This is a genomic window from Streptomyces sp. 142MFCol3.1 (genome assembly GCF_000424945.1).
Taxonomy (GTDB): Bacteria; Actinomycetota; Actinomycetes; order Streptomycetales; family Streptomycetaceae; genus Streptomyces; species Streptomyces siamensis.
Genome location: NZ_AUKV01000002.1, coordinates 313880 through 336359, shown reverse-complemented (window position 1 = coordinate 336359; position 22480 = coordinate 313880). Strand labels below are relative to the sequence as shown.

Sequence of the window (22480 nt, the reverse complement as noted above, 5' to 3'; positions counted from 1 at the left end):
GAGGGTGCCGGCCGTCCCCAGGGCGTCCGTCGCATCCGGGGCGTCCGCCCGGCTTGAGACGTCCGTCGGGTCGGCGGGACCGCCGGTGCGGCCGGCGGACGCGTCAGTCTGCGCGGTCATGTCCGGTTGCCGCCGGCCGCCCGAGGGTCTAACCGCCCGCGCCGACGTCCGTTCCCGTTCCCGTGCCGCCGTTCGCGCCCTGACCTGCCGTGGACCGGCCGGGGGTGGACCTGGGAGCCGACCCCTCGATGTCGATCACCGCACCCAGCTTCACCTGCTTGTACAGCCACGCCGCGTCCGCCGAGCGCAGGCCGATCCAGCCCGTCGTGCGGTCGTAGTTGCCGGGCGCCTTCTCGTCGTAGGCGATGGCGGCGATGTAGTTCGCCGAGCCGCTGGAGGAGGACAGTTCGATCACCCACGACACCTTGAGGTCGTAGCCCGACTTGAGGCCGACCGTGGTGCCGGGCATCACCTTGGCCGCGCTCTTGGCGGTGACCGTCATCCGGCCCGTGGCCGTGGGCCGGAGCTCGGTGCCGGAGGTGACCGGCAGGACGCGGCCGGCGACATCGATCTGCCGCCGGGACAGGTCGACCGTGGCGTCGGGCGTCGCCGGGAAGCTCGGGGTCCCGGTGGGGCTCGCGGCAGGGGCGGGCCGCTGGTCCGTGCCGCCGCGCAGGTCGACCGCGACGAGCAGGGCGAGCGCCGCCGCGGCGGAGACGGAGGCGGTCGCCACGACCGTACGCCGGCGGCGTCGGCGGCGTACCGCCCGGCCCCGGATCTCCGCGCCCGTCAGTGTCGGGCGGGTCTCGCCCGCGGCGGCCAACTCGCGCAGGTTCGAGGTGAGTTCATCGGACACGGTCGTCCTCCCTCTCCTCCTCGTCCGTCGAGTCCGCCGAGAGCACCTGGGCCAGTGCCGCCCGGCCGCGGGACAGACGGGCCTTGACCGTGCCCACGGGAGCCCCGGTTTCGGAGGCTACCTGCTCCACACTCATGTCGCACAGATGGTGCAGGACCAGGGCCATCCGCTGCGCCTCCGGCAGGGTGCGCAGCGCGGCGACCAGAGCGGTGCGCTCAGGATCGGGGCCCGGGGTGTGCTCGGGCGGCGGAGTGCGCCGCACGAGTTCGAGCCAGCGGCGCGCACGGCGCCAGCGGCTCACCGCGAGCCGCATCGCCACCGTCCGTATCCACGCCTCGGGCGCCCCGTCGGCGAGGAACTCGCGCCGCCGGTCCCAGGCGCGGACGAACGCCTCCTGGACGACGTCCTGCGCCTCACCGTGGTCACCGGTGAACGCGTAGAGCTGACCGGTCAGCCGGGGGAACGCGGTCGCGTAGAACGCGTCGAACTCTTCCTCGGTCATGCCCCCCGCCGGAGTTTCCGGAATTTCCGCGGCCCGATGCAACCCGGCCGTCGCCGCCGTGCGTACAGGTCCCGTACGTGGCACATCGAAACACACCACAGGGGGATCACGATGACCACCGGAGTCAGGGGGCGTCGGCCGGGCCGCGCCTGGGGGGCCGCGGCGCTGGCCGTGTGCGCGCTCGCGCTGGCCGGCTGCTCGGGGCGGGCCGTAGCCGACGGGAGCGGAGGCACCGGGACGGGCGCCGCACCGGAGGCCACCACGACCGTCAACCCGGAGCGGCAGAAGGGGCACAAGGCCACGCCGAAGCCGCTGAAGTCGCTGCCGGGCGCGCACGTCAACATCGCCGACGGGCAGACCGTCGGCGTCGGCATGCCCATATCGGTGACCTTCGACCGTGCCGTACCGACTGCCGAACGGGCGGATGTGGAAAGGCAGTTGAAGGTCACAGCCGACGTCGAGGGCTCGTGGAGCTGGGTCAAGGACCGCAATCTGCTCGACGGGCAGCGCGTCGACTTCCGGCCGCGCACGTACTGGAAGCCCGGCACGGAGGTCGCCGTCCGGGCCGGCGCCGGGATCACTCGGCATTTCACGGTGGGCCGCTCCCTCGTCGCCACGGTCGATGTCCGCACACACTCCATGACGGTTGAGAAGGCCGGTACGACGCGCAAGGTTCCCATCACGGCGGGCGCCCCGGGCATGGAGACCTGGAACGGCACCATGGTCGTCTCCGACAAGGCGACCAAGGTCTTCATGAACTCGCAGACCGTCGGCTACGGCGACGCGTACGCGGGCTACTACTACTACGCCGTGCACCTCACCACCTCGGGCACCTATCTGCACCAGAACCCGAAGGCCAACACCTACGCCGGGCATCAGAACGTCACCCACGGCTGCGTCGGACTCGCCACCGACGGCACCGCGAAGAGGTTCTACGACGAGGTCATCCCCGGCGACGTCGTCAAGGTCGTCGGCTCCGAGGACACGGTGGCCGTGGGCAACGGATACGGCGACTGGAACCTCGGCTGGGAGCAGTGGAAGGCGGGCAGCGCGCTGTCCTGAGGCCGTGCGGGAAATTTCCCTCCGGGTGTCATCCGGCTTACGGGCCAACGGAGTTTGGAGGAGTGGAGAGGCGCCCTCCGCACCGTTTCACCGCCGCACGTTCCTCATATCGCAAGGAGAGTCCGTCCATGACACGGATGCAGAAGTACCTGGCCGCGACCGCCGTGGCCGTCGCGCTGGTCGGGGCGCCCACGGTGTCGTACGCCGTCTCGCAGGGGAAGGCGGCGTCCGGTACCTCCACCCACTCCGCGGCGCGGACCGAACGCGCCACCGCCGTCCGGCCGGTCGCCGAGGCCGCCGCCAGGAAGGCGCCCACCGCCCGGATCGTCGCCCCCGGCGAGCATGTCGCCGTGGACGGCGGCGCGGAGATCTGGCTCACGGCGGAGGGCAAGCACTGGACGACGGCCGGCGACCCCGAGCCGCAGTTCCGCAGCGTCGTCGACGGCAACGTCGACCTGACCCGGCCGGGTGTGTCGATGCAGGCCGAAGGCGACGCCGAGGGCCGCTACTTCCTCTCCGGTCTCTACTACGGCGGCAAGGGCACCGCGTCCCGCGTCAGCGTCGAGACCAAGGCCGGCACCGTGCACGGCAAGCTGCTGGAGCTCGCGGGCAGGCCCGGCTGGGGTGTCTGGTACGCCACCGCCCAGGCCCCGGCCGACGGCAAGGGCGACCCCGACTTCCTCGGCACCGTCACCGTCCGCGACACCAAGGGCCGGATCTACGCCCAGCTGAAGTGAGCCCGGTGGTGCGGGAGAGCCGGGTTGTTCAGGTCTCGGCTCCCCCGCACCGCCTCCACCCCCACGTACCCGACACCGAGGGACCGCCGGCCGTGCCGCTCACCCCCACCGACGCCTCCCAGGACTCCGCCGACGACGGCGACTTCGCCGCGTACGCGACCGCGGCCTGGCCCCGCCTGGTCCGCACCGCGCACATGCTCACCGGGGACTTCCACGAGGCCGAGGATCTCGTCCAGACCACGCTGGCCAAGGTGTACGCGCGCTGGCGGCGCATCCCGCGCGACGACGTCGACTTCTATGTGCGCCGCTCACTGGTCAACAACAACCTCAGCCGGGTGCGCAAGAGACGTGTCGTGCAGCTGCTGATGCCGTTCCTGCCCGAGCGGGTGCACGCGAGCGAGCCCGGCCACGCGGAGACCGTCGCCCAGCGAGCGGCCCTGGACGAGGCGCTCGCGGCCCTGTCGGCCCGGCAGCGCGCCGTGATGGTGCTGCGCTACTGGGAGGACCTCGGCGAGGCCGAGACGGCCCAGCTCCTCGGCTGCTCGGTCGGCACCGTCAAGACCCATGCCCGGCGCGGCATCGAGGCCCTGCGGGCCCACCCCCTGTTCGACGGCCGACACCCCGTTTCCGGAGCCCGCCCATGAACCACCCGTTCCGTTCCCCGCGCCCGCCGGCCGAGGCCGAGCGGCTGCGCGAGGTGTTCGCCGAAGCCGCCTACGACGTCAGCCCTTCCGCGGTTCCCCTGGCCGCCATCGAACGCGAGGGCCGGCGACGCAGACGGCGGCGCGGGACCGCCGTGCTCACGGCGGCCTGCGGAGTGCTGCTGGTGCCGCTGGCCGTGGTGGTGCTCCGCACGGGTGCGGCCGGCGAGCCGTCCGGTCCCGGCAGCAGCGTGCGCCCGCCCTCCCCGACGGCCGGCACGGCGAGCCCCTCCCCCTCGGCACCCGCCGGGACGGTTCGGGTGGTGGCGCCCGGCGAGCGCGTGACGGTCTCGCCCGGCACCAGGATCTGGCTCACCGAGGACGGCAAGCACTGGACGGAGCCGGGCGCGCCCGGCCCCCAGTTCCGCAGCGTCAGTGACGGCAACCTCGACATGAGCGACCCCGGTATCAGCCTCCAGGAGTCGGGACAGGGCGACGGCTACTTCCTCTCCGGCATCTTCCACGGCCCCGGAGAACCGGCCCGCGTCACGGTCACCACGTCCGCGGGCGACGTCGACGGCACCGCCCTCGTCCTCGCGGGCAAGCCCGGCTGGGGCGTCTGGTACGCGCAGGTGAGGGTGCCGGAGTCCGCCACGCCCGACGGCACCATGACCGGCGTCACCGAGCGAGTCACGGTCCACGACTCGGCGGGCGGGGTCGTCGCGACCCAGGACTTCACCCCGTGAGCGCGCCGGGCGGCTCCGCCGGGACGGAGCCGGGTGCCGTCGTGGCGGGGCGGGCGCCCCGGCCGCGGCACACGCGGGTGCGCCCCGGCTGCGGCGCACCCGCGTCGGCCGGTTCCTCCGCGCGCGCCGGATCCGGGCCCGGCGTACCCGTGGCCGCCGGCTGCGCCGGGTGCTGATCGCGCCGGCCGTCGTGCTCGCCGGACCGGCCGCAGCGGCGCAGCGGCCGTGGTGGCGTACCGGCTGACGGTGATCCCCGAGCCGCACCCCGGGACGGCGATGCGCAGCACGGTCTTCGTGGACAGCCACGGCGGCTGCCCGGGCCGGCGCGGCCCGGTCGACCGCCAGGAGGTGCCGCTCTCCCAGATGCCCGCCGGGGCCGGCGACCTCGCCGTACGTGTCCCCACAGAGCTGCGTGACCGGCTGGAACAGTCGTCCTCGGGGGAGGCCCATGTCCCCGTGCCGGGCTCCCCGGCGCGGGGCAGCGGCCGGGTGCCGTGACCGAGGTTCGCGCGATCGAGACCTTCACAGCTCTTCCGTCGCCGTGCGGCACGGCCATACTGGATGCACGATGACGAAATCCTCCGCGCCCAGGCGCCACCTGCCCACCAGCCCCTTCGCCGCCCCGGTCGCTCCCGTGGCCAAGGAGTTCAGCCTCGGAGACCGCGTCTCCCACGACCAGTACGGCCTGGGCACGATCGTCGGCGCCGAAGAGGGCATCGCGATGCTCGTCGACTTCGGCGCCCAGCGGGTTCGCGTCCTCAGCCCGTACGGCCGGATGGACCGGCTCTGACCCGCCCCACGAACGGCCCACACCGCTAGCCGCCCACCAGGCCGGGACCCACGCTGGACGCATGACTGCCCCGGCGCGTGACGACCTGCCCTTCGACGATCTCACCGACTTCGAGAACGCCGACCGGGGATTCATCGCTGCGCTCGTGCCGGGCGTCGTGCGGGACGCCGACGGTGGGGTCGTGCACGACGCGGACGCCTACGCGTTCCTGGAGGACGACTGCCCGGACACGGCGCACCCCAGCCTGTGGCGGCAGGCCAGGCTGTGCGCCCGGCAGGGCCTTTACGAGGTGACCGAGGGCGTCTACCAGGTCCGGGGTCTCGACCTGTCGAACATGACCCTCGTCGAGGGCAGCCGGGGCGTGATCGTCATCGACCCGCTGATCTCCTCCGAGTGCGCCGCGGCGGCCCTGGCGCTGTACCGGGAGCACCGCGGGAAGCGGCCCGTCACGGGACTGATCTACACCCACTCGCACGTCGACCACTTCGGAGGCGCCCGCGGGGTGCTGCCGCACGGCACCGAGGACGGGGTGCCCGTGCTGGCCCCCGAGAACTTCCTGGAGCACGCGGTCAGCGAGAACGTCTACGCCGGCAACGCGATGCTGCGGCGCGCCACCTTCGTGTACGGATCGAGGCTGCCGACAGGACCGCGGGGCCAGATCGGCGCCGGACTCGGCACGATCACCTCCACCGGTACCGTCGGCCTGGTCGCGCCGACCGTGGACATCACCCGCACGGGCCAGACCGAGGTCGTCGACGGCGTGCGGATCGTCTTCCAGCCGACGCCCGGCACCGAGGCGCCCGCGGAGATGAACTTCCTGCTGTCCGAGCAGCGCGCCCTGTGCATGGCCGAGAACGCCTGCCACACCCTGCACAACGTGGTCACCCTGCGTGGCGCCCCGGTCCGCGACGCCCGCGTCTGGGCCCGCTACCTCGACGAGGCGATCGACGTCTTCGGCGACACCTACGACGTCGGCTTCGCCTCCCACCACTGGCCGACCTGGGGACGGGACAACGTCGTCAGGTTCCTCGGCGAGCAGCGGGACCTGTACGCCTACCTGCACGACCAGACGCTCCGCCTCCTCAACGAAGGACTCACCGGCACCGAGATCGCCGAGGAACTGCGCCTGCCACCCGACCTGGAGACCGCCTGGCACGCCCGGGGCTACTACGGCTCCGTCAGCCACAACGTCAAAGCCGTCTACCAGCGCTACATGGGCTGGTACGACGGCAACCCCGCCCACCTGTGGGAGCACCCGCCCGTCGGACTCGCCCGGCGCTACGTCGACGTGGCGGGCGGCCCGGAGCAGACGCTGGCCAAGGCCCGTACGTACGCCGAGGCGGGCGACCTGCGCTTCGCCGCCACCCTGCTGCTCCATCTCGTCTTCGCCGACCCGGAGAACACCACCGCCAAGGAGGAGCTCGCCACCGTCTACGAGCGCCTCGGGCACGGCTCCGAGAACGGGCCCTGGCGCAACATCTACCTGACGGGCGCCCTGGAGCTGCGGGAGGGCCCGGCCGCCAACGAGGTCGACACCTCGAGCACCGCGATGGCGTCCGCGCTGACCGTGAGCATGCTCCTCGACTCGCTCGCCGTCCGCATCGACGGCCCGCGGGCCTGGAACGACCACATGACCCTCGATTTCGTCGTCATCGACGAGCAGCGCCGCCATCGCGTCAACCTGCACCACGGCGCCCTGACGCACCGCGGCATGCCGGTCCACCACACCCCGAAGCCGCACGCCGGCCTCACCCTGATCCTCACCCGCCCCGAACTGATCGGCGTCCTCGCGGGCGAGGGCCTGGCGGGCATCGAGACGGACGGCGACCCGGACCTGCTGACCCGCCTGCTCTCCTACACCTCGGACCCCGACAGGGCCTTCCCGATCGTCACGCCGTAGGACTTGGCCTCGGGCACGGCCCGAACACACCCCCGGGCGCGGGCGGTTCGCCCCGGCGCCCTTGACGGGCCGGCCTCCTGCCATGGGAGGGCGGACACCCCGCGTGCGGCGACCGCGGGACCGGCCCGATCGGGGGATCGGGCCGGTCCCATGTCTTCGTCCGGGGCGGTGTCAGCCCTGGGTGGGGGCGGGGGACTTGCCCGCGAGGACGTCGCTCAGGCGGGAAGCGCCCGCCTGGACGGCCTGGGTCGTGGAGTTGCTCTCGGCGCCCTGGAGGCCGCCGTTGGTCAGGGACAGCGCGCTGTCGCCGACGCGGACGGCGGCGTAGTCCAGAGTCAGGGTGGTCGGTTCGCCCTCCATCGAGCCGTTCATCGTGATCTGGAGTCCCTGACGGGCGTCGGCGACACCGGGCAGGGACGTCTCGATGACCTGGACGGTCTGCTTGCCGCCCTTGGCGTCGACCGCCGTGAACTGGTCGCACTTGTCCGGCAGGGTGTTCAGCCACTTCAGGTTCGCGTCCACCGCCGACTGCCCGTAGGCGGCCACCTGGTAGCGCATCTGCCCGTCGTTGTCGCTGTCGTCGAAGCCGGTGTTCGCGTGGGCGCCCGTCGGAGCGCCGAGCAGGTTCTCGGCGTACAGGCCGTCGAGCAGCTTCTGGCAGTCGGCGGCATTGCCTTTGTTCGTGACGAACGACTGCTGGTCGACCTTGCTCTTGAGCAGCGTGTCCCGCCAGGCCGCGGCGCCCTTCGACGCGGTCCACTGCGACCCCAGGTCGCTGTTGGTGATCAGAGCGGTCTGTGCCTCCGACTGGCTGAGCGTGCGCACGGAGGGCGAGGCGCCCAAAGACTCCTTGATGCTGGGGGAGGCGGAGGCGCCCGCGCCGCCGGAGTCGTCGCCCGAACACGCGGCGGTCGCCAGCAGCACGCCCACGGCCAGGGCGGAGCCGAGGACACGGGACGAGCGGTGGCGGGCGGAGGCGGTACGGCGGGTCGGACGGTTCATGGCGGGAGGCCTCCGGAGGACGCGGTGTGTGTCCCCTCCACGCCACCACCGGCCAGGCACTCCCACCAGCGCACCGGGCCGTCCGGGTGAGCCGCCGGCACGGTCGCGGTCAGACCGCCAGTACGGCCCTGACCGTCTTGCCGCCGAAGCCTGTGCTGACGACCTCCAGGCTGTGGGCGAGCTGCTGGACCATTGCGAGCCCGCGCCCGCTCTCCGACTCGGTGTCGAGCAGGCCGACGCGCGGGCTCCCGGGGCTGTCGTCGTGGACCTCGACGGTCACGTGCCCGTAGCCCAGTTGCAGACGCAGCCGGCAGCCGGTGCGGCCGTGCCGTACGGCGTTGGCGACGAGCTCGGAGGCGATGAGCGTGGCGTCGTCGACCTGGTCGGCGGTCGGCGGTGCCATCGGCGGCCGGGGCGCGGTGAGGAACGCCGACGTCAGCCTGCGGGCCCTGCCCGCCGAGACGGCCGCACGCGGCAGTGCGTACTCCACGCGGGCGGTCGGTCGGACGGTGCGCTGGTGCGCACGCATGACGGACACCTCTCTTCCCCTCCCAGGACGACGAGTACCCGGCGGCTCCATCCCCGCCGGCCGGGACCCGCGCGACACGGTGCGCGGCCGGTCCTGCCCCCGGGTGATGCCCATCCCCGGCGATCCGCAACCGGCGTCGTACGTCACAAACCCGCCAAGTGCCTCCTCGGTGAACCACCGGTATGAGTCACGCATGTCTGGAAAGGTGTGGCGCATGCCGACCCTTCAGAGAAAGCTGCTAGGTCTGCTCCCCCGGATAGGGGTGCGGGTGCTGGATCTCGGTCCGGGCGCCGCGGTGCTGTACCGGCGCGGTGAACGCACCCGCGTGCCGATGGGCCGGGGAGCCGATCTGGTACTGCGCGGCAGGGCCGAGGGGTGGAAGAGCGTGCCGCTCGGCGACAGCGGGGCTCGCCTCGTCCTCGACGAGATGCTGGCGGCGGCCGACGAGCGCCGGTTCCAGCTGGCGGCCGCGTCCTACCTGTGCGGCCAGCACGTCACCGCGCTGCTCGACCGGTACGAGGTGAACTGCGTCTTCGACGTGGGCGCCAACGCGGGCCAGTACGGGCGGCAGTTGCGCCGTTTCGGCTACACCGGCCGGATCGTCTCCTTCGAACCGACGGCGGAGGCCTTCGCCAAGCTGAGCGAGGCCGCCGAGGAGGACCCCGACTGGTGGGTGTACCAGGTCGGCCTGGGGCGCGAGGACGCCACACGGTCCATCCACGTCGGCTGGAACACGATGAACTCCCTCCTCCCGCCCAGCGATTACGGCAAGGACCGCTACAAGCGGTTCGCGAAGACCCGTACCGAGGAGATCGAGATCCGTCGTCTCGACGGCATGATGGACAAGGCCCTCGCGGGGCTCGGCGACCCCCGTCCCTATCTGAAGATGGACACTCAGGGGTACGACCTGGAGGTGTTCGCGGGCGCGGGCGACCGTGCCGGGGAGTTCGTCGGGATGCAGTCCGAGGTCGCGACGCTGCGGCTGTACGAGGGCAGTCCGCGCATGGGTGAGGCGATCGCCGTGTACGAGGGCAGCGGCTTCGAGATCACCGGGATGTACCCGGTGTCCAGGGAGGCGGCCACCGGGCGCGTGGTGGAGTTCGACTGCGTGATGGTGCGCGCGGCGGCGGTACCGGCCGCCGACTAGGGCCCCGCGCGGGCGGGGACGGCGGGCCGGTGCGGGTCCCCGTGCGCCCAGGTGGCCGGCTACGCCGGATACGCGTGCGTCTGCGCGGCCTTCACCGTCGCCCAGACCGGCGCACCGGGACGGAGGTCGAGTTCCGCGGCGGCGACCGTCGTCAGGTCGGCGGCGAGCGGGAGTTCGCCGGTGAGGCCGGCGCGGATCTGGTCGCCGTGCGTCTCCAGCCCGCCGACACGGCACTGCCACAGATTGCGGGCGCTCGAGCCGGTGGGGCGGTCGCGGTGCAGGGTGACGGCGCTCGGCGGGAAGGCCACGAACACCGGTCCGCCGAGGTCCTCGGTCGTGGTGATCTCCGGGCCCGTGTCGAGCCGGACGGTGTGGCCCTCGGCCTGCCCGCGGTAGAGGTTGAGGCCGACCAACTGGGCGATGTAGTCGGTGCGTGGGTGACGGGCGATGTCGGACGGTGTCCCCTCCTGGACCACCCGGCCGTGCTCGACGACGACGAGCCGGTCGGCCAGCACCATCGCGTCCAGCGGGTCGTGGGTGACCAGGACGGCGACGGCCTCGAAGTCGGCCAGGTGACGGCGGAGCTGGGCGCGCACCTCCAGCCGCGTACGGGCGTCGAGCGCGGCGAGCGGCTCGTCCAGCAGGAGCAGCCGGGGGCGGGTGGCCAGCGCACGGGCCAGGGCGACGCGCTGGGCCTGACCGCCGGACAGGCGGCGCGGCTTGGCCCCGGCGTGGTCGGCCAGGCCCATGCGGTCCAGCCAGGCGGCGGCCCGCGCCCGCGCCTCCGCCTTCGGCACGCCCTGACAGCGGGGCCCGAAGGCCACGTTGTCGAGCGCGGACAGGTGCGGGAAGAGCAGATAGTCCTGGAAGACGACGCCCACCGGTCGGGATTCGGTCGGCGTACGGTCCAGCGCGGCACCGTCGAGCCGCAGCCGTCCCCCGTCGGACAGCGGTGTGAGGCCGGCCAGCGCGCGCAGTGCCGTGGTCTTGCCGGCGCCGTTCGGCCCGAGGAGCGCGACGACGTCTCCGGGGGCGGCGGTGAGCGCCACGTCGAGGTGGAAGGAGCCGCGGTGCACGACGAGCCGGGCGTCGAGGCCCTTGCCGGAGCCGGAGCCGGAGCCGGAGCCGGGGTCGGAGCCGGAGCCGGAGCCGGAGCCGGAGCCGGAGCCGGAGCCGGAGCCGGGGTCGGAGCCGGAGCCGGAGCCGGGGTCGGGGTCGGGGTCGGGGTCGGAGCCGGAGCCGGGGTAGCGGTCGGAGCCGGTGGCGTACCCCTTGCTGGGGCCGGAGCCCGGGGCGTGCCCCTTGCCAGAGCCGGGGCCCTCCTCGCCCGCGGCAGGCGGTGTGTCCGTCACGGCGCCGTCATCCGTCGTCCGGTCCGTCATGACGCCGCCGTCATCCAGCGGTCCCGGAGCCCGGCGAGGACCGTGATGGACACCGCGAGCAGGACCAGGCTCAGCGCGATCGCGGCTGCCGGATCGCTCTGCAGCGCCAGGTACACGGCCAGCGGCATGGTCTGCGTACGGCCGGGGAAGTTGCCCGCGAAGGTGATCGTCGCGCCGAACTCGCCGAGTGCCCGGGCCCAGGCCAGTACGGAGCCCGCCGCGACCCCGGGCGCGATCAGCGGCAGCGTGACCCGGCGGAAGGCGGTGAGACGGGAGGCGCCCAGCGTCATGGCTGCCTCCTCGTAACGGTGATCGGCCGCCCGCAGCGTGCCCTCCACGCTGATGACGAGGAACGGCATCGCCACGAACGCCTCCGCGACGACGACACCGGCCGTCGTGAAGGGCAGCGTGATGCCGAAGGCCGACTCCAGCCACTGTCCGACGACGCCGTTGCGCCCGAGGGCCAGCAACAGCGCCACACCGCCCACCACGGGGGGCAGGACGAGCGGCAGGGTCACCAGCGCCCGTACGAACCCGCGCCCCGGGAATTCGGTGCGGGCCAGCAGCCAGGCGAGCGGCACACCGAGGACCAGGCTCACCGCGGTGGCCGCGGTGGCGGTGATCAGCGACAGCTGGAGCGCCTGCCAGACCTCCGGGCTGGTCAACTGCTCCGGCAGGCTGCTCCAGGGGGCCCTGACGAGCAGGGCGACCAGCGGGAGCAGCAGGAAGGCGAGGCCGACGAGGGCCGGCAGCAGCAGGGGGAGCGGGGCACCGCGCCTCGGGCCGGCCCCGGCGCGCCTTTGCGGCCCGTCCCCGCTGATGTCGCCACCCGCGAGCACGTCGGCCCCGGCATCGGCCTTGCCCGGCTGCGTCACGGCTGGAGGAACCCGGCGGCGGTCAGCACCTTCTGGCCCTCGGCGGACTGCACGAGCCCGATGAACGCCTTGGCCGCGGCCGCGTTGGGCGCGTCCTTGAGCAGGGTGATCGGGTAGTCGTTGACGGCCTCGGCCGACTCGGGGAACCCCACGCCCTCCACCTTGTCACCCGCCGCCTTCACATCGGTCTTGTAGACGACGGCCGCGTCGGCCTCCTTCAGCTCGACCTTCGTCAGGGCGCTCTTGACGTCCTGCTCGTACGAGACCGGGGCGAGTGTGAGGCCGCCGGCGTCCAGCGCCTTCTGCGCGGCGGCCCCGCACGGCACCGTCTTGTCGCACAGGACCACCTTGAGGCCGGCCTTGGTGAGGTCCTTCAGGGAGGCGACCTTGTCCGGGTTGCCGGGCGGTGTGGCGATCTCCAGCCGGTTGCGCACGAAGGTGGACGGGGTGCCGGCCGCGTCGCCCTTGTCCGTCACGATCGCCATGGTCTTCGGGCTTGCGGCGGCGAAGACGTCCGCCGGGGCGCCGCCCGTGATGCTCGCGGCGAGCGTGTCGCTGCCGCCGAAGCTGAAGGTCACCTTCGTGCCCGGGTGCTGCTTCTCGAACTCCTCGCCCAGGGCCGTGAAGCTCTCCTTGAGGGAGGCGGCGGCGAAGACGGTGACCGTGCCGGAGAGCTTCGGGGAGGACGACGCGGACGCGTCGGACTTCGTGGAGTCCGAGCCGGAGTCGCCGGAGGAGGAGCAGGCGCTCAGGGCCAGCAGCGCGGCGGCACCGAAGGCCGCGACCTGCCGGGGTCGGGTGCGGTGGGTCCGACGCGCGGTTCGGGTCGTCACGGTTCTACTCCCTCGTGGCCTCAGGCAGGCATAGGCAGATCATACGTGCGCAGATGCCAGTCGGAAAGCTCCTGTCGCATCGCATGAGCGATGTGATCGGCGATGGGATGTACGCATGTGCGTTTGTGCGGATCCTCCTGTCGGCTGCGGTCCTCCGGGAGGTGGTCCCGGTGAGCCGGTCCGCGACCCGGCCACCCGCTCCCCCCTGGCGGAGCCGTCCCCGACCGGAGATCTCGCCCGGCTCGTGCGGCCGACGGTGCCCGGCCTGCCCGCAGCACCGGGCCGGCGTCAGCTTCGAGTGCGCCACCAGTGGTGTGCGGCATCACCGCTTCGCGGGCCCCTGCCGCATGACGTCCTGCGCTACGCCGGGCCAGGCGTCGGCCCGGCCCGCCGCAAGGACCGGCTGCGCCTCCTCATCGCGGTGACAGGGCGGACGGCCGTCACGCCCTGCCCACGTGGGCCGAGATCGACCCCGACGTCGCGCGCGCCCGTGCTGCTCGCGGTCGGCATCGAGGACACCCCGCTCGACCGGGCCGGTCCCCGGCCGGTGCTGCCGCAGGATCGCTGCGGCGCACGGCACGTCAGCGGCATCGACGCGATCCGCGCGGCCGGGCGTCACCCGTCCTGGGCGTAGCTCCCGGCTCTTGGCTCCCGTCTCCCGTCGCCGCGGGGCCGGCGGCGCCTCACGTGCGGTCGACGTGCACGTTGGTCGACTTGACCCGTGCGGTGGCCTCCACGCCTACCTCCAGGCCGAGTTCCTCCACGGCCTCCCTGGTCAGCAGGGAGACCAGCCGGTGCGGGCCCGCCTGGATCTCGACCTGGGCCGCGACGTCGCCGAGCTTGACGGCGGTGACGATGCCCGGGAAGGCGTTGCGGACCGAGGTGTGGGAGGCGGTCCCGTCCTCGCCGCCGGTCCGCGCGAGTTCGACCGAGAAGGCGGCCAGGTCCCGCCCGTCGATGAGCCGCCGCCCGCCCTCGTCCCGGTGGGTGGGCACGCGCCCGGCGTCCGCCCATCGCCGGGCGGTGTCGGGGCTGACGCCGAGGAGCCGGGCTGCCTGGCCGATGGTGTAGGACTGCATGCGCGCCAAGATATCCGCCGCTCCCACGGTCGGACGCCGCCGTGCGGTCTCGGTGAGGGCGGTCGCAGGCTGTGCCGGCCCCGGAGCGCACGCCTACGTCCGGTGCCGGCGCGCGGGCGGCGGAGAGCGGACGGTGGGGCGCGGCGGCCCGGCCCGGTGGACGGTGGACGGCGTGCGCGGCGGCCCGACCCGGGGGCCGCCGGACGCAACCTCTCGCCCGGCTCGCGCCTCCTACCAGTCGTACGCGTGCCCGTCGTGCGCATCCCGGCCGTGGACCTTCGGTCGTGCGGAGCCGGATGCCCGGAGAAGGAGCGTCAGTTGGCCCGTCCGCTGTCCCGCCGGAAGTTCATGGTCTACTCGCTGGCGGCGTCCACCTTGACCGTCGCGGCGCCGCTCGGCTGCGACGCCTCCTCGGCGCAGGGCGCCGAACCCTCCGGAGCGGGCACGGGGTCCGACGTGCTGGTGACCGGCACCGACGAGGAGATGCTCGTCCTGGAGGTCACCGCGGCCAACAGGGTCGTCGTACGGCTGCCGCGCGTCGAGGTCGGCCAGGGCATCACCACCGCCGTCGCCATGATGATCGCCGAGGAGCTGGACGCCCGGCTCGCCGACGTCGACATCCCGCTCGCCGAGGCCCGCAAGGAAGGCAACCAGTACACCGGCGGCTCGAACTCCGTCTCTTCGCTGTACGACCCCGCCCGCGCCCTGGCCGCCACCGCCCGCGCCAAGCTGGTGACGGCCGCCGCCCGGCGATGGCACCTTGCGCCGCGCCTGCTGCGCACCCGCGACACCATGGTCGTCGCCCCCGACGGACGTACCGCCACCTTCGGGTCCCTGACGGCGGCCGCCGCGGCGATCCACCGGCCCGCCGTGCCGGCCGAGCCGAAACCGGCGTCCCGGCACCGGGTGATCGGGCGGCCGACCACCCGTGTCGACGCGCGGGACATCGTCACCGGAAAGGCGACGTACGCCGGGGACCTGACGGTGGCCGGGGCGAAGCCGACCGTGGTGGCCCGGCCGCCGACCCTCGGCGGGAAGCTCGTCTCCGTCGACGGCCGGGCGGCCCGCGCGATGCCGGGCGTCCACGCGGTCGTCCGGGCCGCGGGCGGTGTCGCCGTCGTGGCCGACACCTTCCACCACGCGTTCCGGGCCAGGGACGCGCTGCGCATCACCTGGGCGCCGGGCCCGCTCGCCGCCCTGTCCGACGACGCCGTCCGAGCCCGGCTCCGTGCGGCCGTCCCCCCGCTCGGCACGCCGCTGCTCGGAACCCGCCAGGTGACGGGCGAGTTCGAGTTCGCTTTCGTCTCCCACGCCCCGATGGAGGTGCTGACCGCGGTCGCGGACGTGCGCGCGGACCGTGCCGAGATCTGGTTCTCCTCGCAGACGCCGGCGGACGCGCGCGACACGATCGCCTCCGCCGTCGGGCTTCCGGGATCGAAGGTCAGGGTCCATGTGATGCGGGGCGGAGGCTCGTTCGGACGGCGCCTGAACCACGACGCTGCCGTGGAGGCGGCCCTCGTCTCCAAGGCAGCCGGCCGGCCGGTGAAACTGATGTGGAGCCGCGACGACGACATCCGGCACGGCCGGATGCGCCCGGCCAGCCACCACCGCATCCGGGCCAGTCACGCCGGCGGCCGGGTGGTCGCGTTCACCCACGCGACGGCGTCGGTGAGCGAGGTGTTCGAGGAGTCCGGCTTCGCGGCGCGGGGCGGGCGGTCCGGCGCGGTGCGCGCCGCCTCCCGCGGCGGGCGGACGCCGAAGGCCGGCCCGCTGCCCAGCGACAGCGGCCTGTACAACTTCGGCCGCGTCGACGAGGACTCCGGCTCCGTCGAACTCGCGATGCCGCTGGGCGCCTGGCGGTCGGTGGACTCCGGGACGATGCGCACCGCGGAGGAGATCGTCGTCGACGAGATCGCCACGAGCCTGGGCGAGGACGCGGTCGCGTTCCGGCGCAGGACGCTCAGGAGCAAGGCGGTCCGGACCGTCCTCGACAAGGTCGCGAGCGCCGGTCACTGGGGCCGCGCCCTGCCCCGGGGCAGGGCCCAGGGCGTGGCCGTGCACGAGGAGTACGGCTCCTGTGTGGCCTGCCTGGCGGAGATCGACGCCACCGACCCGGACGAACCGCGGGTGACCCACGTGGTGATGGCCGCCGACGTCGGAACGGCCGTCAATCCGCGCGGACTTGAGGCCCAGCTCATGGGCACCGCCGTCGACGGGATCTCCACGGTGCTGCGGGCCGGACTGCACATCGACCGGGGCGCCGTCCGCGAGGGCAGCTTCGCCGACTTCCACTACGCCCGCCAGCGGCACGCCCCGCTGCGCTTCGAGGCGCACATCATGCCCTCCACCGGCGCCCCCGGCGGCGCCGGTGAACTCGGCGTCCCGGCCGCGGCGGGTGCCGTGGCCAACGCCTACGCCCGCGCGACGGGCACCCGCCCCCGCCGCTTCCCCCTCACCTTCTGAGACGGTGCCGATGCCCTCCTACTCCTTCGTCCTCAACGGGAAACCGGTCACCGTCGAGGCACCGGCCGACATGCCGCTGCTGTGGGTGCTGCGCGACCTGCTGCACGTCACCGGGCCCAAGTACGGCTGCGGGGTCGGGGTCTGCCGAGCCTGCACCAGCCACCTCGACGGCGCCGAGATCCAGCCCTGTGTCGTCCCGGTCGCGGACTGCCGGGGCAGTGAGGTCACCACGATCGAGGGGCTGGCCGACGGCGACACGCTCCACCCGGTCCAGCAGGCCTGGATCGACCACGACGTCGCGCAGTGCGGCTTCTGCCAGCCCGGGCAGATCATGGCCGCGGTGGCCCTGCTGAAGCGGACGTCCAGCCCGACGGACGCCGACATCGACCGGATCGAGAACGTCTGCCGCTGCGGCACGTACTGCCGTATCCGCGAGGCGATCAAGAGCGTCGGCCCGGCTTCCTAGCGTCCTGGTCCGCGGCCCGCACACCCCTGTGTCGCGGCACAAGCCATCCCGTATTGCGGCCCCCGCACTCCTGTTCCGCGGCCCCCGCACACCCCAATACTCCGTGCCCGCACCCCCGTTCAGGTACGCCCCGGGCCCCGGCCCGCCCCGTCACCCGCGTGACCCGGATCACAGCGAAGGAGTGCATCGCGGGGCGGGGGTCAGTGTCTTTATCCCTGGTGCAGGGAGCTGGATCCCTGGCGGGGGAGCTGGCGTGAGCGGGGGACGATGCGGATGGAGCAGGCCCGGGCCGACGGGTTCGACGGGTTCGTGGCAGCCCGCTGGTCGGCGTTGTTCCATCTCGCGCGGCTGCTCGTCGGAGGTGACCGGCACCGGGCCGAGGACCTGCTCCAGGAAGCCCTCGTCAAACTCTGGTTCGTCTGGCCCAAGATCGCCGAAGAGGCCCCGGAGGCGTACGTCCGCACGGTCCTGGCACGCGCGGCGGCCCGCTCGGCCCGCCGCCGCTGGTGGGGCGAGAACCCCGTCGCGCGGGTCCCCGAACTGGCCGAGGACGGTGACGTGTCCGCCTCCGTGGTGGAGCGGTCGCGGCTGGAGGCGGCGCTGGCGCAGCTGCCGCCGCGGCAGCGCGCCGCGGTGGTGCTGCGTTACTACCAGGACCTGCCCGAGAAGCAGGTCGCGGAGGCGCTCGGGTGCCCGGTGGGCACGGCCCGGTCCCATGCGTCACGGGGTGTGGCGCGGCTGCGCCGGCTCCTGGCCGATGTCATCGAGCCGGTGGGGTGAAGGGGAGTCCGATGGATCACTTCGAGCGGGAGCTCGCGCGCATGATGCGTGACTCCCAGGAGCACGCCCCCTTCGAGTCGCAGCACCAGGTCCGACTGCGGGACGGTGTCCGGGCCCGCCGCCGTGCACGCACGGCCCGCAGGGCGGTGGGGTCCGTCCTGGCGGTCGCAGGTCTGGGCATCGGCCTGTTCCTGCTGCCCCGCGACCCCGTCCGGGACCAGCCGCAGGGCCCCGTCCCCCGGCCCGTGACGAGTCCGTCGTACCCGTCGTACACGACCCCGTCGCCGACGCCGGACGTGTCGCCGAGCGAGACCCCCTCCTCGACCGCGACGAACACCGCGGGGCCCGACGAGGAGACCTCCGGACCGCCCCCGTCGGCGACCACGACCGACGGTTCGGCCACGGTGACCCCGGACCCGACGACGACCACGACCAGGGCCGTCACGCCACCGCCCTCGGCCACGAACCGGCCGAGCCCGCCGGCCAGTCCGACGACCACACCTTCGACCGTCGAGTCCTCGGCGCTCGAAGGCTCGGCCGACCCCGGCTAGCGGCCGGCACCTCCGCCCGTGACCGCCGGCCCCGGCCCGCCGGCTCCCGGACTCCGGCCCGCCTTCGGGCCCCGACCTCTGACCGGCCCCCTTCCGTGATCGCGGCTGCGCCGTCGACGACCTCGGCACGCTCCGCGACAGAAGACAGATACGGATCGATCGTGACAAAAGCAGGGACGACCGCCTTGACGGACCCCCTCATGAGCCGTCCCTCCGGGGACCGGCGGCACCCGGACCACGGTGTCACGGACCGCCGCGACCGGGACGCCCGTCCCACGGACCGGTGTCCCGCGGACCGCCGCCCCACGGACGGGCTGCCGCTGCGGACTCCGGTGCCCGCGCACCACCGGGAACCCGTCCTCGACGTCGTCGTCCCCGTGTTCAACGAGGAGAAGGACCTGGAGCCGAGCGTGCGGCGGCTGCACGCCCATCTGCGCGAGACGTTCCCGTACCCGTTCCGGATCACCGTCGCCGACAACGCCAGCACCGACGCGACCCCGCGGATCGCGGCCCGGCTGGCCGCCGAGCTGCCCGAGGCGGAGTGGCTGCGGCTGGCGGAGAAGGGCCGGGGCCGGGCGCTGCACACCGCGTGGTCGCGTTCGCCCGCCCCGGTGCTCGCCTATCTCGACGTGGACCTGTCCACCGATCTGTCGGCGCTGCTGCCGCTGGTGGCCCCGCTGATCTCCGGGCACTCCGACATCGCCATCGGCACCCGCCTGGCCCGCGGTTCGCGGGTGGTGCGCGGACCCAAGCGCGAGGTCATCTCCCGCTGCTACAACGTCCTGCTGCGCTCCACCCTCGCCGTCGGCTTCTCCGACGCGCAGTGCGGTTTCAAGGCGGTGCGGCGTGACGTCGCCGTGCGGCTGCTGCCCCTGGTGGAGGACTCGGGCTGGTTCTTCGACACCGAGCTGCTGGTGATCGCCGAGCGGGCCGGGCTGCGCATCCACGAAGTGCCCGTCGACTGGGTGGACGACCCCGACAGCCGGGTCGACATCCTCTCCACGGCGCTGGCCGACCTGCGCGGCATCGCGCGGATCGGCCGGGCACTGGCCCGCGGCACACTGCCCACGTCCGGGCTGCGCCGCGGCCCCGACGGGGGAGCACGGGGCGCGCTGGCGGGCCAGTTGGCGCGCTTCGCCGCCGTGGGCGCGGTGAGCACCGCCGGTTACGTGCTGCTGTACACGCTGGTGCGCCCGGCGGCCGGGGCGCAGGCGGCCAACGCGCTGGCGCTGCTGGTCTGCGCGATGGCGAACACGGCCGCCAACCGGCGGCTCACCTTCGGGCTGCGCGGCCGGGGCGGCGCCGTCCGCCATCAGGCCAAGGGACTCCTGGTGTTCCTGGTGGGCCTGGCCCTCACCGCGGGCTCGCTGGCCGCCCTGCACCGACTGGCGCCCGGGGCCGCGCACATGACCGAGATCGTCGTGCTGGTCGCCGCCAACCTGGCCGCGACGCTCCTGCGTTTCCTGCTCTTCAGGGCCTGGGTGTTCCCCGTCAGGTCCCGCCGAGACCGGACGGGAGCCGAGGGCTCGTGAACCGCACCACGCGGACGGCCCCGCCCGTCACCGGCGGACGCCCGCACCCCGTGACCGCGGGCGCCGCCGAGGCCGTACCCGCGTACGAGCCGGCACCACGACGGCCGCGGACCGAGCGGTGGAGCCCGCTCGTCCGCCGTACGGCCGGCCGGTACGGTCCCGTGCTGGCCCTGTACGGGACGCTGAAGCTCGCCGGCTTCTCCGTCTTCATGTACCTGCTGCACTCCGCGGGCGACTACCGGACCAAGGACCCTCGTTTCGGCGGCGGCGCCCACCCCTGGGACGTGCTGGCCAGCTGGGACGGCTGGTGGTACCAGCAGATCGCCGCGCACGGGTACGACCCGGCGCTCGTCCCCGTCCCCGGAGCCAGGGGACTGATCACCCTCGAAGGCAACTCGGCCGCGTTCTTCCCGCTCTACCCGGCCCTGATGCGGCTCGTCTCCGAGTGCACGGGCCTCGGCCTGTACGGCGCCGGGATGCTGGTGTCGGTCGTCACCTCGTTCGTCGCCGCGCTCGGCATCCACGCGGTCACCGCCCGGATCGGCGGACCCCGTGCCGGGCTCGCCGCGGCCGGACTGTGGGCCGTCTGGCCGGGTTCGGGCACGGAGTGGTCGGGCTACTCGGAGTCCCTGTACGTCGCCCTCGCCGCCTGGGCCTGTCATGCCGTCATGAGCCGCCGCTGGCTCACCGCCGGGTTCCTCACCTGTGCCGCCGGGCTCACCCGTCCCACCGCGACCGCGCTGATCGCCGCCCTCACCGTGGCCGCGCTGCTCGCGCTCGTGCGCCGCCAGGACGGTGTCGCGCGTCCGGTCGCCGCCATCGCCGTCGCCCCGCTCGGTCTCGCCGGCTATCTGGCCTGGGTGGGTCACCGAATGGGCGACTGGGGCGGCTACTTCAAGCTCCAGACCGGTGCCTGGGCCCACACCTTCGACTACGGCCGGCACAGCCTCGACGTGTTCGGCTCCGTCGCGGTGGGCCACTTCGACTACCTCTTCGCGTTCCCCTTCGAGGACGTCATCGGTGTCGCCGTCGTCCTGGCGGCCCTGCTGCTGATCCCGCTCCTGATCCGGCTGCGTCCCCCGGTGGTCCTGGTCGTCCACACCGTCCTGACCGTCGCCCTCGTCCTGGGCAGCCAGCAGATATTCGGCAACATCTCCCGCTATCTGCTGCCGGCCTTCCCGCTGTTCATCCCGCTGGCCCTCCACCTGCGCCGCCTCGCGCTGCCCCTCCAGATCACGCTGCTCGGCATCGCCGCGGTGGCGTCGGGGTCGTACGCGGGATACGTCCTGTTCGAACTCGGCGTCCCGTGAGCCGGGTTCGGGCGTGGGGTGTCCTCGATCGTCTCCGGGGCGCCCCGGGTATCTCGATCGTCCGGGGCCGCCCGAGGCAGGGCAGGATCTCGGCGTCGCCACCCTCCTGCGGACCGCGGTGACCGACGCCGGGGGTGACCGGGGCAGGCCCTGCTGGTCACCCAGGAACTCGTTCATGGCCGCCGGCGGGGCCGTGGGCGGGCTGCTGCTCGATCTGCGCGGCGCCGGGTCCTTCCCGTGGAGCGTCCTCGCGCTCCTCGTGCCGGTGTTGCCCGTCGCGGCCGGCGCCCGGACGCACGGCTTCCCCGTCCGGCGGCCGGGCGGGGCCTGAACCCCGCGGCGCTGGCCGGAGCCGCGCGCGGCACGCCGGGCCCGGGGTGCCTGTGCCGTTCGGCCGTCTCCCGGTGGCGCCGCCGTCCGGGAGAGGCTTGCTTGGTGCCGGGGACCGGATCGGAGGAGGCGAGCGGCGCATGCAGACAACGGGCCCGGGGCGACGGTCGCCGTCGGGGCGGACCCCTCAGACCTCGCGGGCGGCCGGGCTCCGGACCCCGAGGGCGGCCGGGCTCGCCGGGATCGTGTTCGCGCTGCTGCTCGCCGCGGCCATCGTGCTGATCCGGCTGGGGATTCCCGAGGGCGCCGACGCGGTCAGCCCCCAGGGGTTCAGCGACCCGGCGCGGCGCACCGCCGTGCGGACGGCCCTCGCCCTCGTGCCGTTCGCGGGCATCTTCTTCCTCTGGTTCGTCGGCGCCGTACGGGCCCATGTCGGGGAGGGCGAGGACAGGTTCCTCGCCACCGTCCTCCTCGGCAGCGGGCTGGTCTTCACCGCCACCATGTTCGGTGCCGCCGCGGCGGCCGGGGCCGTGCTGTCCACCGCACACCCCGCCGGCCCCACCCCCTCGCTGCCCACCTGGGACTTCGGCCGTCACTTCGCCTACACCCTGATGATCGGGTACGCCATGCGGATGGCGGCGGTCTTCACCTGCTCCCTGTCGGTGATCGGGCACCGCCTCGGCGTCCTGCCTCGCTGGCTCACCGTGCTCGGCTTCCTCACCACCCTGACGCTGCTGTTCGTCTCGTCGAACGTCCCCTGGGCCGAACTGGTCTTCCCCGCCTGGTCGTTGATCATCGGCGCCTACATCTTCGTGGTGGCGGGCGGCAGCGCACGCATCCCCGCGGCGGACTGACGCTCCGGGCCCGGTGACCTCACCCGATCGGCCACTCCCGGCGGGCGCGGGACCCGCCCGGCTCCCATGCTGACTTGCGGGAGATGACCGGGACCCCGTCCCCGGGCGAACGC

Annotated in this window: 24 protein-coding genes and 1 pseudogene; 17 read left to right on the top strand and 8 right to left on the bottom strand. The window is 73.7% G+C overall.

Going from position 1 to position 22480, the window contains the following annotated elements; translation table 11 throughout:
- Window positions 1-148: 148 nt before the first annotated feature.
- Entirely contained in the window at window positions 149-856 is a 708-nt protein-coding gene (locus H305_RS44405) for a L,D-transpeptidase (protein ID WP_051370354.1), read from the bottom strand.
- A complete protein-coding gene (locus H305_RS0104065) occupies window positions 846-1358 on the bottom strand; it encodes a SigE family RNA polymerase sigma factor (protein ID WP_028799287.1) in 513 nt (170 codons plus the stop codon). Before H305_RS0104065 ends, H305_RS44405 begins: the two co-directional genes overlap by 11 nt.
- Before the next feature lie 111 nt (window positions 1359-1469).
- Between H305_RS0104065 and H305_RS0104060 the strand changes: the two genes are divergently transcribed.
- The 7 genes from H305_RS0104060 to H305_RS0104030 all read left to right on the top strand — a co-directional run bounded on the left by H305_RS0104060 (window position 1470) and on the right by H305_RS0104030 (window position 7234).
- Window positions 1470-2420 carry a L,D-transpeptidase gene (locus H305_RS0104060; RefSeq protein WP_037762292.1) on the top strand — a complete coding sequence of 317 codons (951 nt, stop codon included), beginning with the start codon at window positions 1470-1472 and terminating at the stop codon, window positions 2418-2420.
- A gap of 128 nt (window positions 2421-2548) precedes the next feature.
- On the top strand, window positions 2549-3157 hold the full coding sequence (locus H305_RS0104055) for a hypothetical protein (RefSeq protein WP_037762289.1): 609 nt from the start codon (window positions 2549-2551) through the stop codon (window positions 3155-3157).
- A 92-nt stretch (window positions 3158-3249) separates the two neighbouring features.
- A complete protein-coding gene (locus tag H305_RS0104050) occupies window positions 3250-3801 on the top strand; it encodes a SigE family RNA polymerase sigma factor (protein WP_028799284.1) in 552 nt (183 codons plus the stop codon).
- Window positions 3798-4544, top strand: coding sequence for a hypothetical protein (locus H305_RS44400; protein WP_037762287.1), 747 nt, complete (start codon window positions 3798-3800; stop codon window positions 4542-4544). Before H305_RS0104050 ends, H305_RS44400 begins: the two co-directional genes overlap by 4 nt.
- Before the next feature lie 225 nt (window positions 4545-4769).
- Window positions 4770-5042, top strand: a complete 273-nt coding sequence (locus H305_RS0104040) for a hypothetical protein (protein WP_028799283.1) — start codon at window positions 4770-4772, stop codon at window positions 5040-5042.
- Between the two features lie 70 nt (window positions 5043-5112).
- Window positions 5113-5334 (top strand): hypothetical protein, encoded by a 222-nt coding sequence (locus tag H305_RS0104035; RefSeq protein ID WP_028799282.1) that lies wholly within the window; start codon window positions 5113-5115, stop codon window positions 5332-5334.
- Window positions 5335-5395: 61 nt separating this feature from the next.
- Window positions 5396-7234 carry an alkyl/aryl-sulfatase gene (locus H305_RS0104030; protein ID WP_028799281.1) on the top strand — a complete coding sequence of 613 codons (1839 nt, stop codon included), beginning with the start codon at window positions 5396-5398 and terminating at the stop codon, window positions 7232-7234.
- A 171-nt stretch (window positions 7235-7405) separates the two neighbouring features.
- On the opposite strand, the gene H305_RS0104025 is transcribed toward H305_RS0104030, so the two are convergent.
- Window positions 7406-8236, bottom strand: coding sequence for a hypothetical protein (locus H305_RS0104025; protein ID WP_028799280.1), 831 nt, complete (start codon window positions 8234-8236; stop codon window positions 7406-7408).
- A 109-nt stretch (window positions 8237-8345) separates the two neighbouring features.
- Window positions 8346-8765, bottom strand: coding sequence for an ATP-binding protein (locus tag H305_RS0104020; protein ID WP_234020611.1), 420 nt, complete (start codon window positions 8763-8765; stop codon window positions 8346-8348).
- Window positions 8766-8979: 214 nt separating this feature from the next.
- On the opposite strand from H305_RS0104020, the gene H305_RS0104015 reads away from it, so the two are divergent.
- The gene (locus H305_RS0104015; RefSeq protein ID WP_037762283.1) at window positions 8980-9912 is read left to right on the top strand and encodes an FkbM family methyltransferase; all 933 of its coding nucleotides are present in this window, start codon (window positions 8980-8982) and stop codon (window positions 9910-9912) included.
- Between the two features lie 59 nt (window positions 9913-9971).
- Here H305_RS0104015 and H305_RS44395 read toward each other — a convergent pair whose 3' ends face one another.
- The 3 genes from H305_RS44395 to modA are packed head-to-tail and all read right to left on the bottom strand — an operon-like array spanning window position 9972 to window position 13002.
- Entirely contained in the window at window positions 9972-11294 is a 1323-nt protein-coding gene (locus H305_RS44395) for an ABC transporter ATP-binding protein (RefSeq protein WP_234020610.1), read from the bottom strand.
- Complete coding sequence (locus H305_RS0104005; RefSeq protein ID WP_028799277.1) at window positions 11291-12169, bottom strand: ABC transporter permease; 879 nt, start codon at window positions 12167-12169, stop codon at window positions 11291-11293. Before H305_RS0104005 ends, H305_RS44395 begins: the two co-directional genes overlap by 4 nt.
- Window positions 12166-13002 (bottom strand): molybdate ABC transporter substrate-binding protein, encoded by an 837-nt coding sequence (modA, locus tag H305_RS0104000; protein ID WP_028799276.1) that lies wholly within the window; start codon window positions 13000-13002, stop codon window positions 12166-12168. Before modA ends, H305_RS0104005 begins: the two co-directional genes overlap by 4 nt.
- Window positions 13003-13246: 244 nt before the next feature.
- On the opposite strand from modA, the pseudogene H305_RS44390 reads away from it, so the two are divergent.
- Window positions 13247-13636: pseudogene (locus H305_RS44390) on the top strand (hypothetical protein).
- 49 nt (window positions 13637-13685) lie between these two features.
- On the opposite strand, the gene H305_RS0103990 reads toward H305_RS44390, so the two are convergent.
- Complete coding sequence (locus H305_RS0103990) at window positions 13686-14081, bottom strand: TOBE domain-containing protein (protein WP_028799275.1); 396 nt, start codon at window positions 14079-14081, stop codon at window positions 13686-13688.
- A gap of 348 nt (window positions 14082-14429) precedes the next feature.
- Here H305_RS0103990 and H305_RS0103985 point away from each other — a divergent pair, with 348 nt between their 5' ends.
- The 8 genes from H305_RS0103985 to H305_RS44380 all read left to right on the top strand — a co-directional run bounded on the left by H305_RS0103985 (window position 14430) and on the right by H305_RS44380 (window position 22367).
- Complete coding sequence (locus tag H305_RS0103985) at window positions 14430-16544, top strand: xanthine dehydrogenase family protein molybdopterin-binding subunit (protein ID WP_028799274.1); 2115 nt, start codon at window positions 14430-14432, stop codon at window positions 16542-16544.
- Window positions 16545-16554: 10 nt separating this feature from the next.
- On the top strand, window positions 16555-17010 hold the full coding sequence (locus tag H305_RS0103980) for a (2Fe-2S)-binding protein (RefSeq protein ID WP_028799273.1): 456 nt from the start codon (window positions 16555-16557) through the stop codon (window positions 17008-17010).
- 273 nt (window positions 17011-17283) lie between these two features.
- On the top strand, window positions 17284-17790 hold the full coding sequence (locus H305_RS0103975; RefSeq protein WP_028799272.1) for a SigE family RNA polymerase sigma factor: 507 nt from the start codon (window positions 17284-17286) through the stop codon (window positions 17788-17790).
- An 11-nt stretch (window positions 17791-17801) separates the two neighbouring features.
- Window positions 17802-18341: a hypothetical protein gene (locus tag H305_RS44385; protein ID WP_051370352.1), complete on the top strand. Its 540-nt coding sequence runs from the start codon at window positions 17802-17804 to the stop codon at window positions 18339-18341.
- A gap of 200 nt (window positions 18342-18541) precedes the next feature.
- Window positions 18542-19873, top strand: coding sequence for a bifunctional glycosyltransferase family 2/GtrA family protein (locus tag H305_RS0103965; protein WP_078628862.1), 1332 nt, complete (start codon window positions 18542-18544; stop codon window positions 19871-19873).
- Window positions 19874-19923: 50 nt separating this feature from the next.
- Window positions 19924-21183 carry a hypothetical protein gene (locus H305_RS0103960; RefSeq protein ID WP_051370364.1) on the top strand — a complete coding sequence of 420 codons (1260 nt, stop codon included), beginning with the start codon at window positions 19924-19926 and terminating at the stop codon, window positions 21181-21183.
- A gap of 175 nt (window positions 21184-21358) precedes the next feature.
- On the top strand, window positions 21359-21514 hold the full coding sequence (locus H305_RS50090) for a hypothetical protein (RefSeq protein ID WP_199791331.1): 156 nt from the start codon (window positions 21359-21361) through the stop codon (window positions 21512-21514).
- 139 nt (window positions 21515-21653) lie between these two features.
- On the top strand, window positions 21654-22367 hold the full coding sequence (locus H305_RS44380; RefSeq protein ID WP_037762278.1) for a hypothetical protein: 714 nt from the start codon (window positions 21654-21656) through the stop codon (window positions 22365-22367).
- Window positions 22368-22480 lie beyond the last annotated feature (113 nt).

What these genes read in the sequence shown, in the direction of transcription:
- H305_RS44385 (WP_051370352.1), top strand. Translation starts at nt 17,802, where the DNA reads ATGGATCACTTCGAGCGGGAGCTCGCGCGCATGATGCGTGACTCCCAG.
- H305_RS0104055 (WP_037762289.1), top strand. Translation starts at nt 2,549, where the DNA reads ATGACACGGATGCAGAAGTACCTGGCCGCGACCGCCGTGGCCGTCGCG.
- H305_RS0104060 (WP_037762292.1), top strand. Translation starts at nt 1,470, where the DNA reads ATGACCACCGGAGTCAGGGGGCGTCGGCCGGGCCGCGCCTGGGGGGCC.
- H305_RS0104035 (WP_028799282.1), top strand. Translation starts at nt 5,113, where the DNA reads ATGACGAAATCCTCCGCGCCCAGGCGCCACCTGCCCACCAGCCCCTTC.
- H305_RS0103985 (WP_028799274.1), top strand. Translation starts at nt 14,430, where the DNA reads ATGGTCTACTCGCTGGCGGCGTCCACCTTGACCGTCGCGGCGCCGCTC.
- H305_RS44395 (WP_234020610.1), bottom strand. Translation starts at nt 11,294, where the DNA reads ATGACGGACCGGACGACGGATGACGGCGCCGTGACGGACACACCGCCT.
- H305_RS0103980 (WP_028799273.1), top strand. Translation starts at nt 16,555, where the DNA reads ATGCCCTCCTACTCCTTCGTCCTCAACGGGAAACCGGTCACCGTCGAG.
- H305_RS0103965 (WP_078628862.1), top strand. Translation starts at nt 18,542, where the DNA reads ATGAGCCGTCCCTCCGGGGACCGGCGGCACCCGGACCACGGTGTCACG.
- H305_RS0104025 (WP_028799280.1), bottom strand. Translation starts at nt 8,236, where the DNA reads ATGAACCGTCCGACCCGCCGTACCGCCTCCGCCCGCCACCGCTCGTCC.
- H305_RS44380 (WP_037762278.1), top strand. Translation starts at nt 21,654, where the DNA reads ATGCAGACAACGGGCCCGGGGCGACGGTCGCCGTCGGGGCGGACCCCT.
- H305_RS44400 (WP_037762287.1), top strand. Translation starts at nt 3,798, where the DNA reads ATGAACCACCCGTTCCGTTCCCCGCGCCCGCCGGCCGAGGCCGAGCGG.
- H305_RS0103990 (WP_028799275.1), bottom strand. Translation starts at nt 14,081, where the DNA reads ATGCAGTCCTACACCATCGGCCAGGCAGCCCGGCTCCTCGGCGTCAGC.
- H305_RS0104015 (WP_037762283.1), top strand. Translation starts at nt 8,980, where the DNA reads ATGCCGACCCTTCAGAGAAAGCTGCTAGGTCTGCTCCCCCGGATAGGG.
- H305_RS50090 (WP_199791331.1), top strand. Translation starts at nt 21,359, where the DNA reads ATGGCCGCCGGCGGGGCCGTGGGCGGGCTGCTGCTCGATCTGCGCGGC.
- H305_RS0104065 (WP_028799287.1), bottom strand. Translation starts at nt 1,358, where the DNA reads ATGACCGAGGAAGAGTTCGACGCGTTCTACGCGACCGCGTTCCCCCGG.
- H305_RS0104030 (WP_028799281.1), top strand. Translation starts at nt 5,396, where the DNA reads ATGACTGCCCCGGCGCGTGACGACCTGCCCTTCGACGATCTCACCGAC.
- H305_RS0103975 (WP_028799272.1), top strand. Translation starts at nt 17,284, where the DNA reads ATGGAGCAGGCCCGGGCCGACGGGTTCGACGGGTTCGTGGCAGCCCGC.
- H305_RS0104020 (WP_234020611.1), bottom strand. Translation starts at nt 8,765, where the DNA reads ATGCGTGCGCACCAGCGCACCGTCCGACCGACCGCCCGCGTGGAGTAC.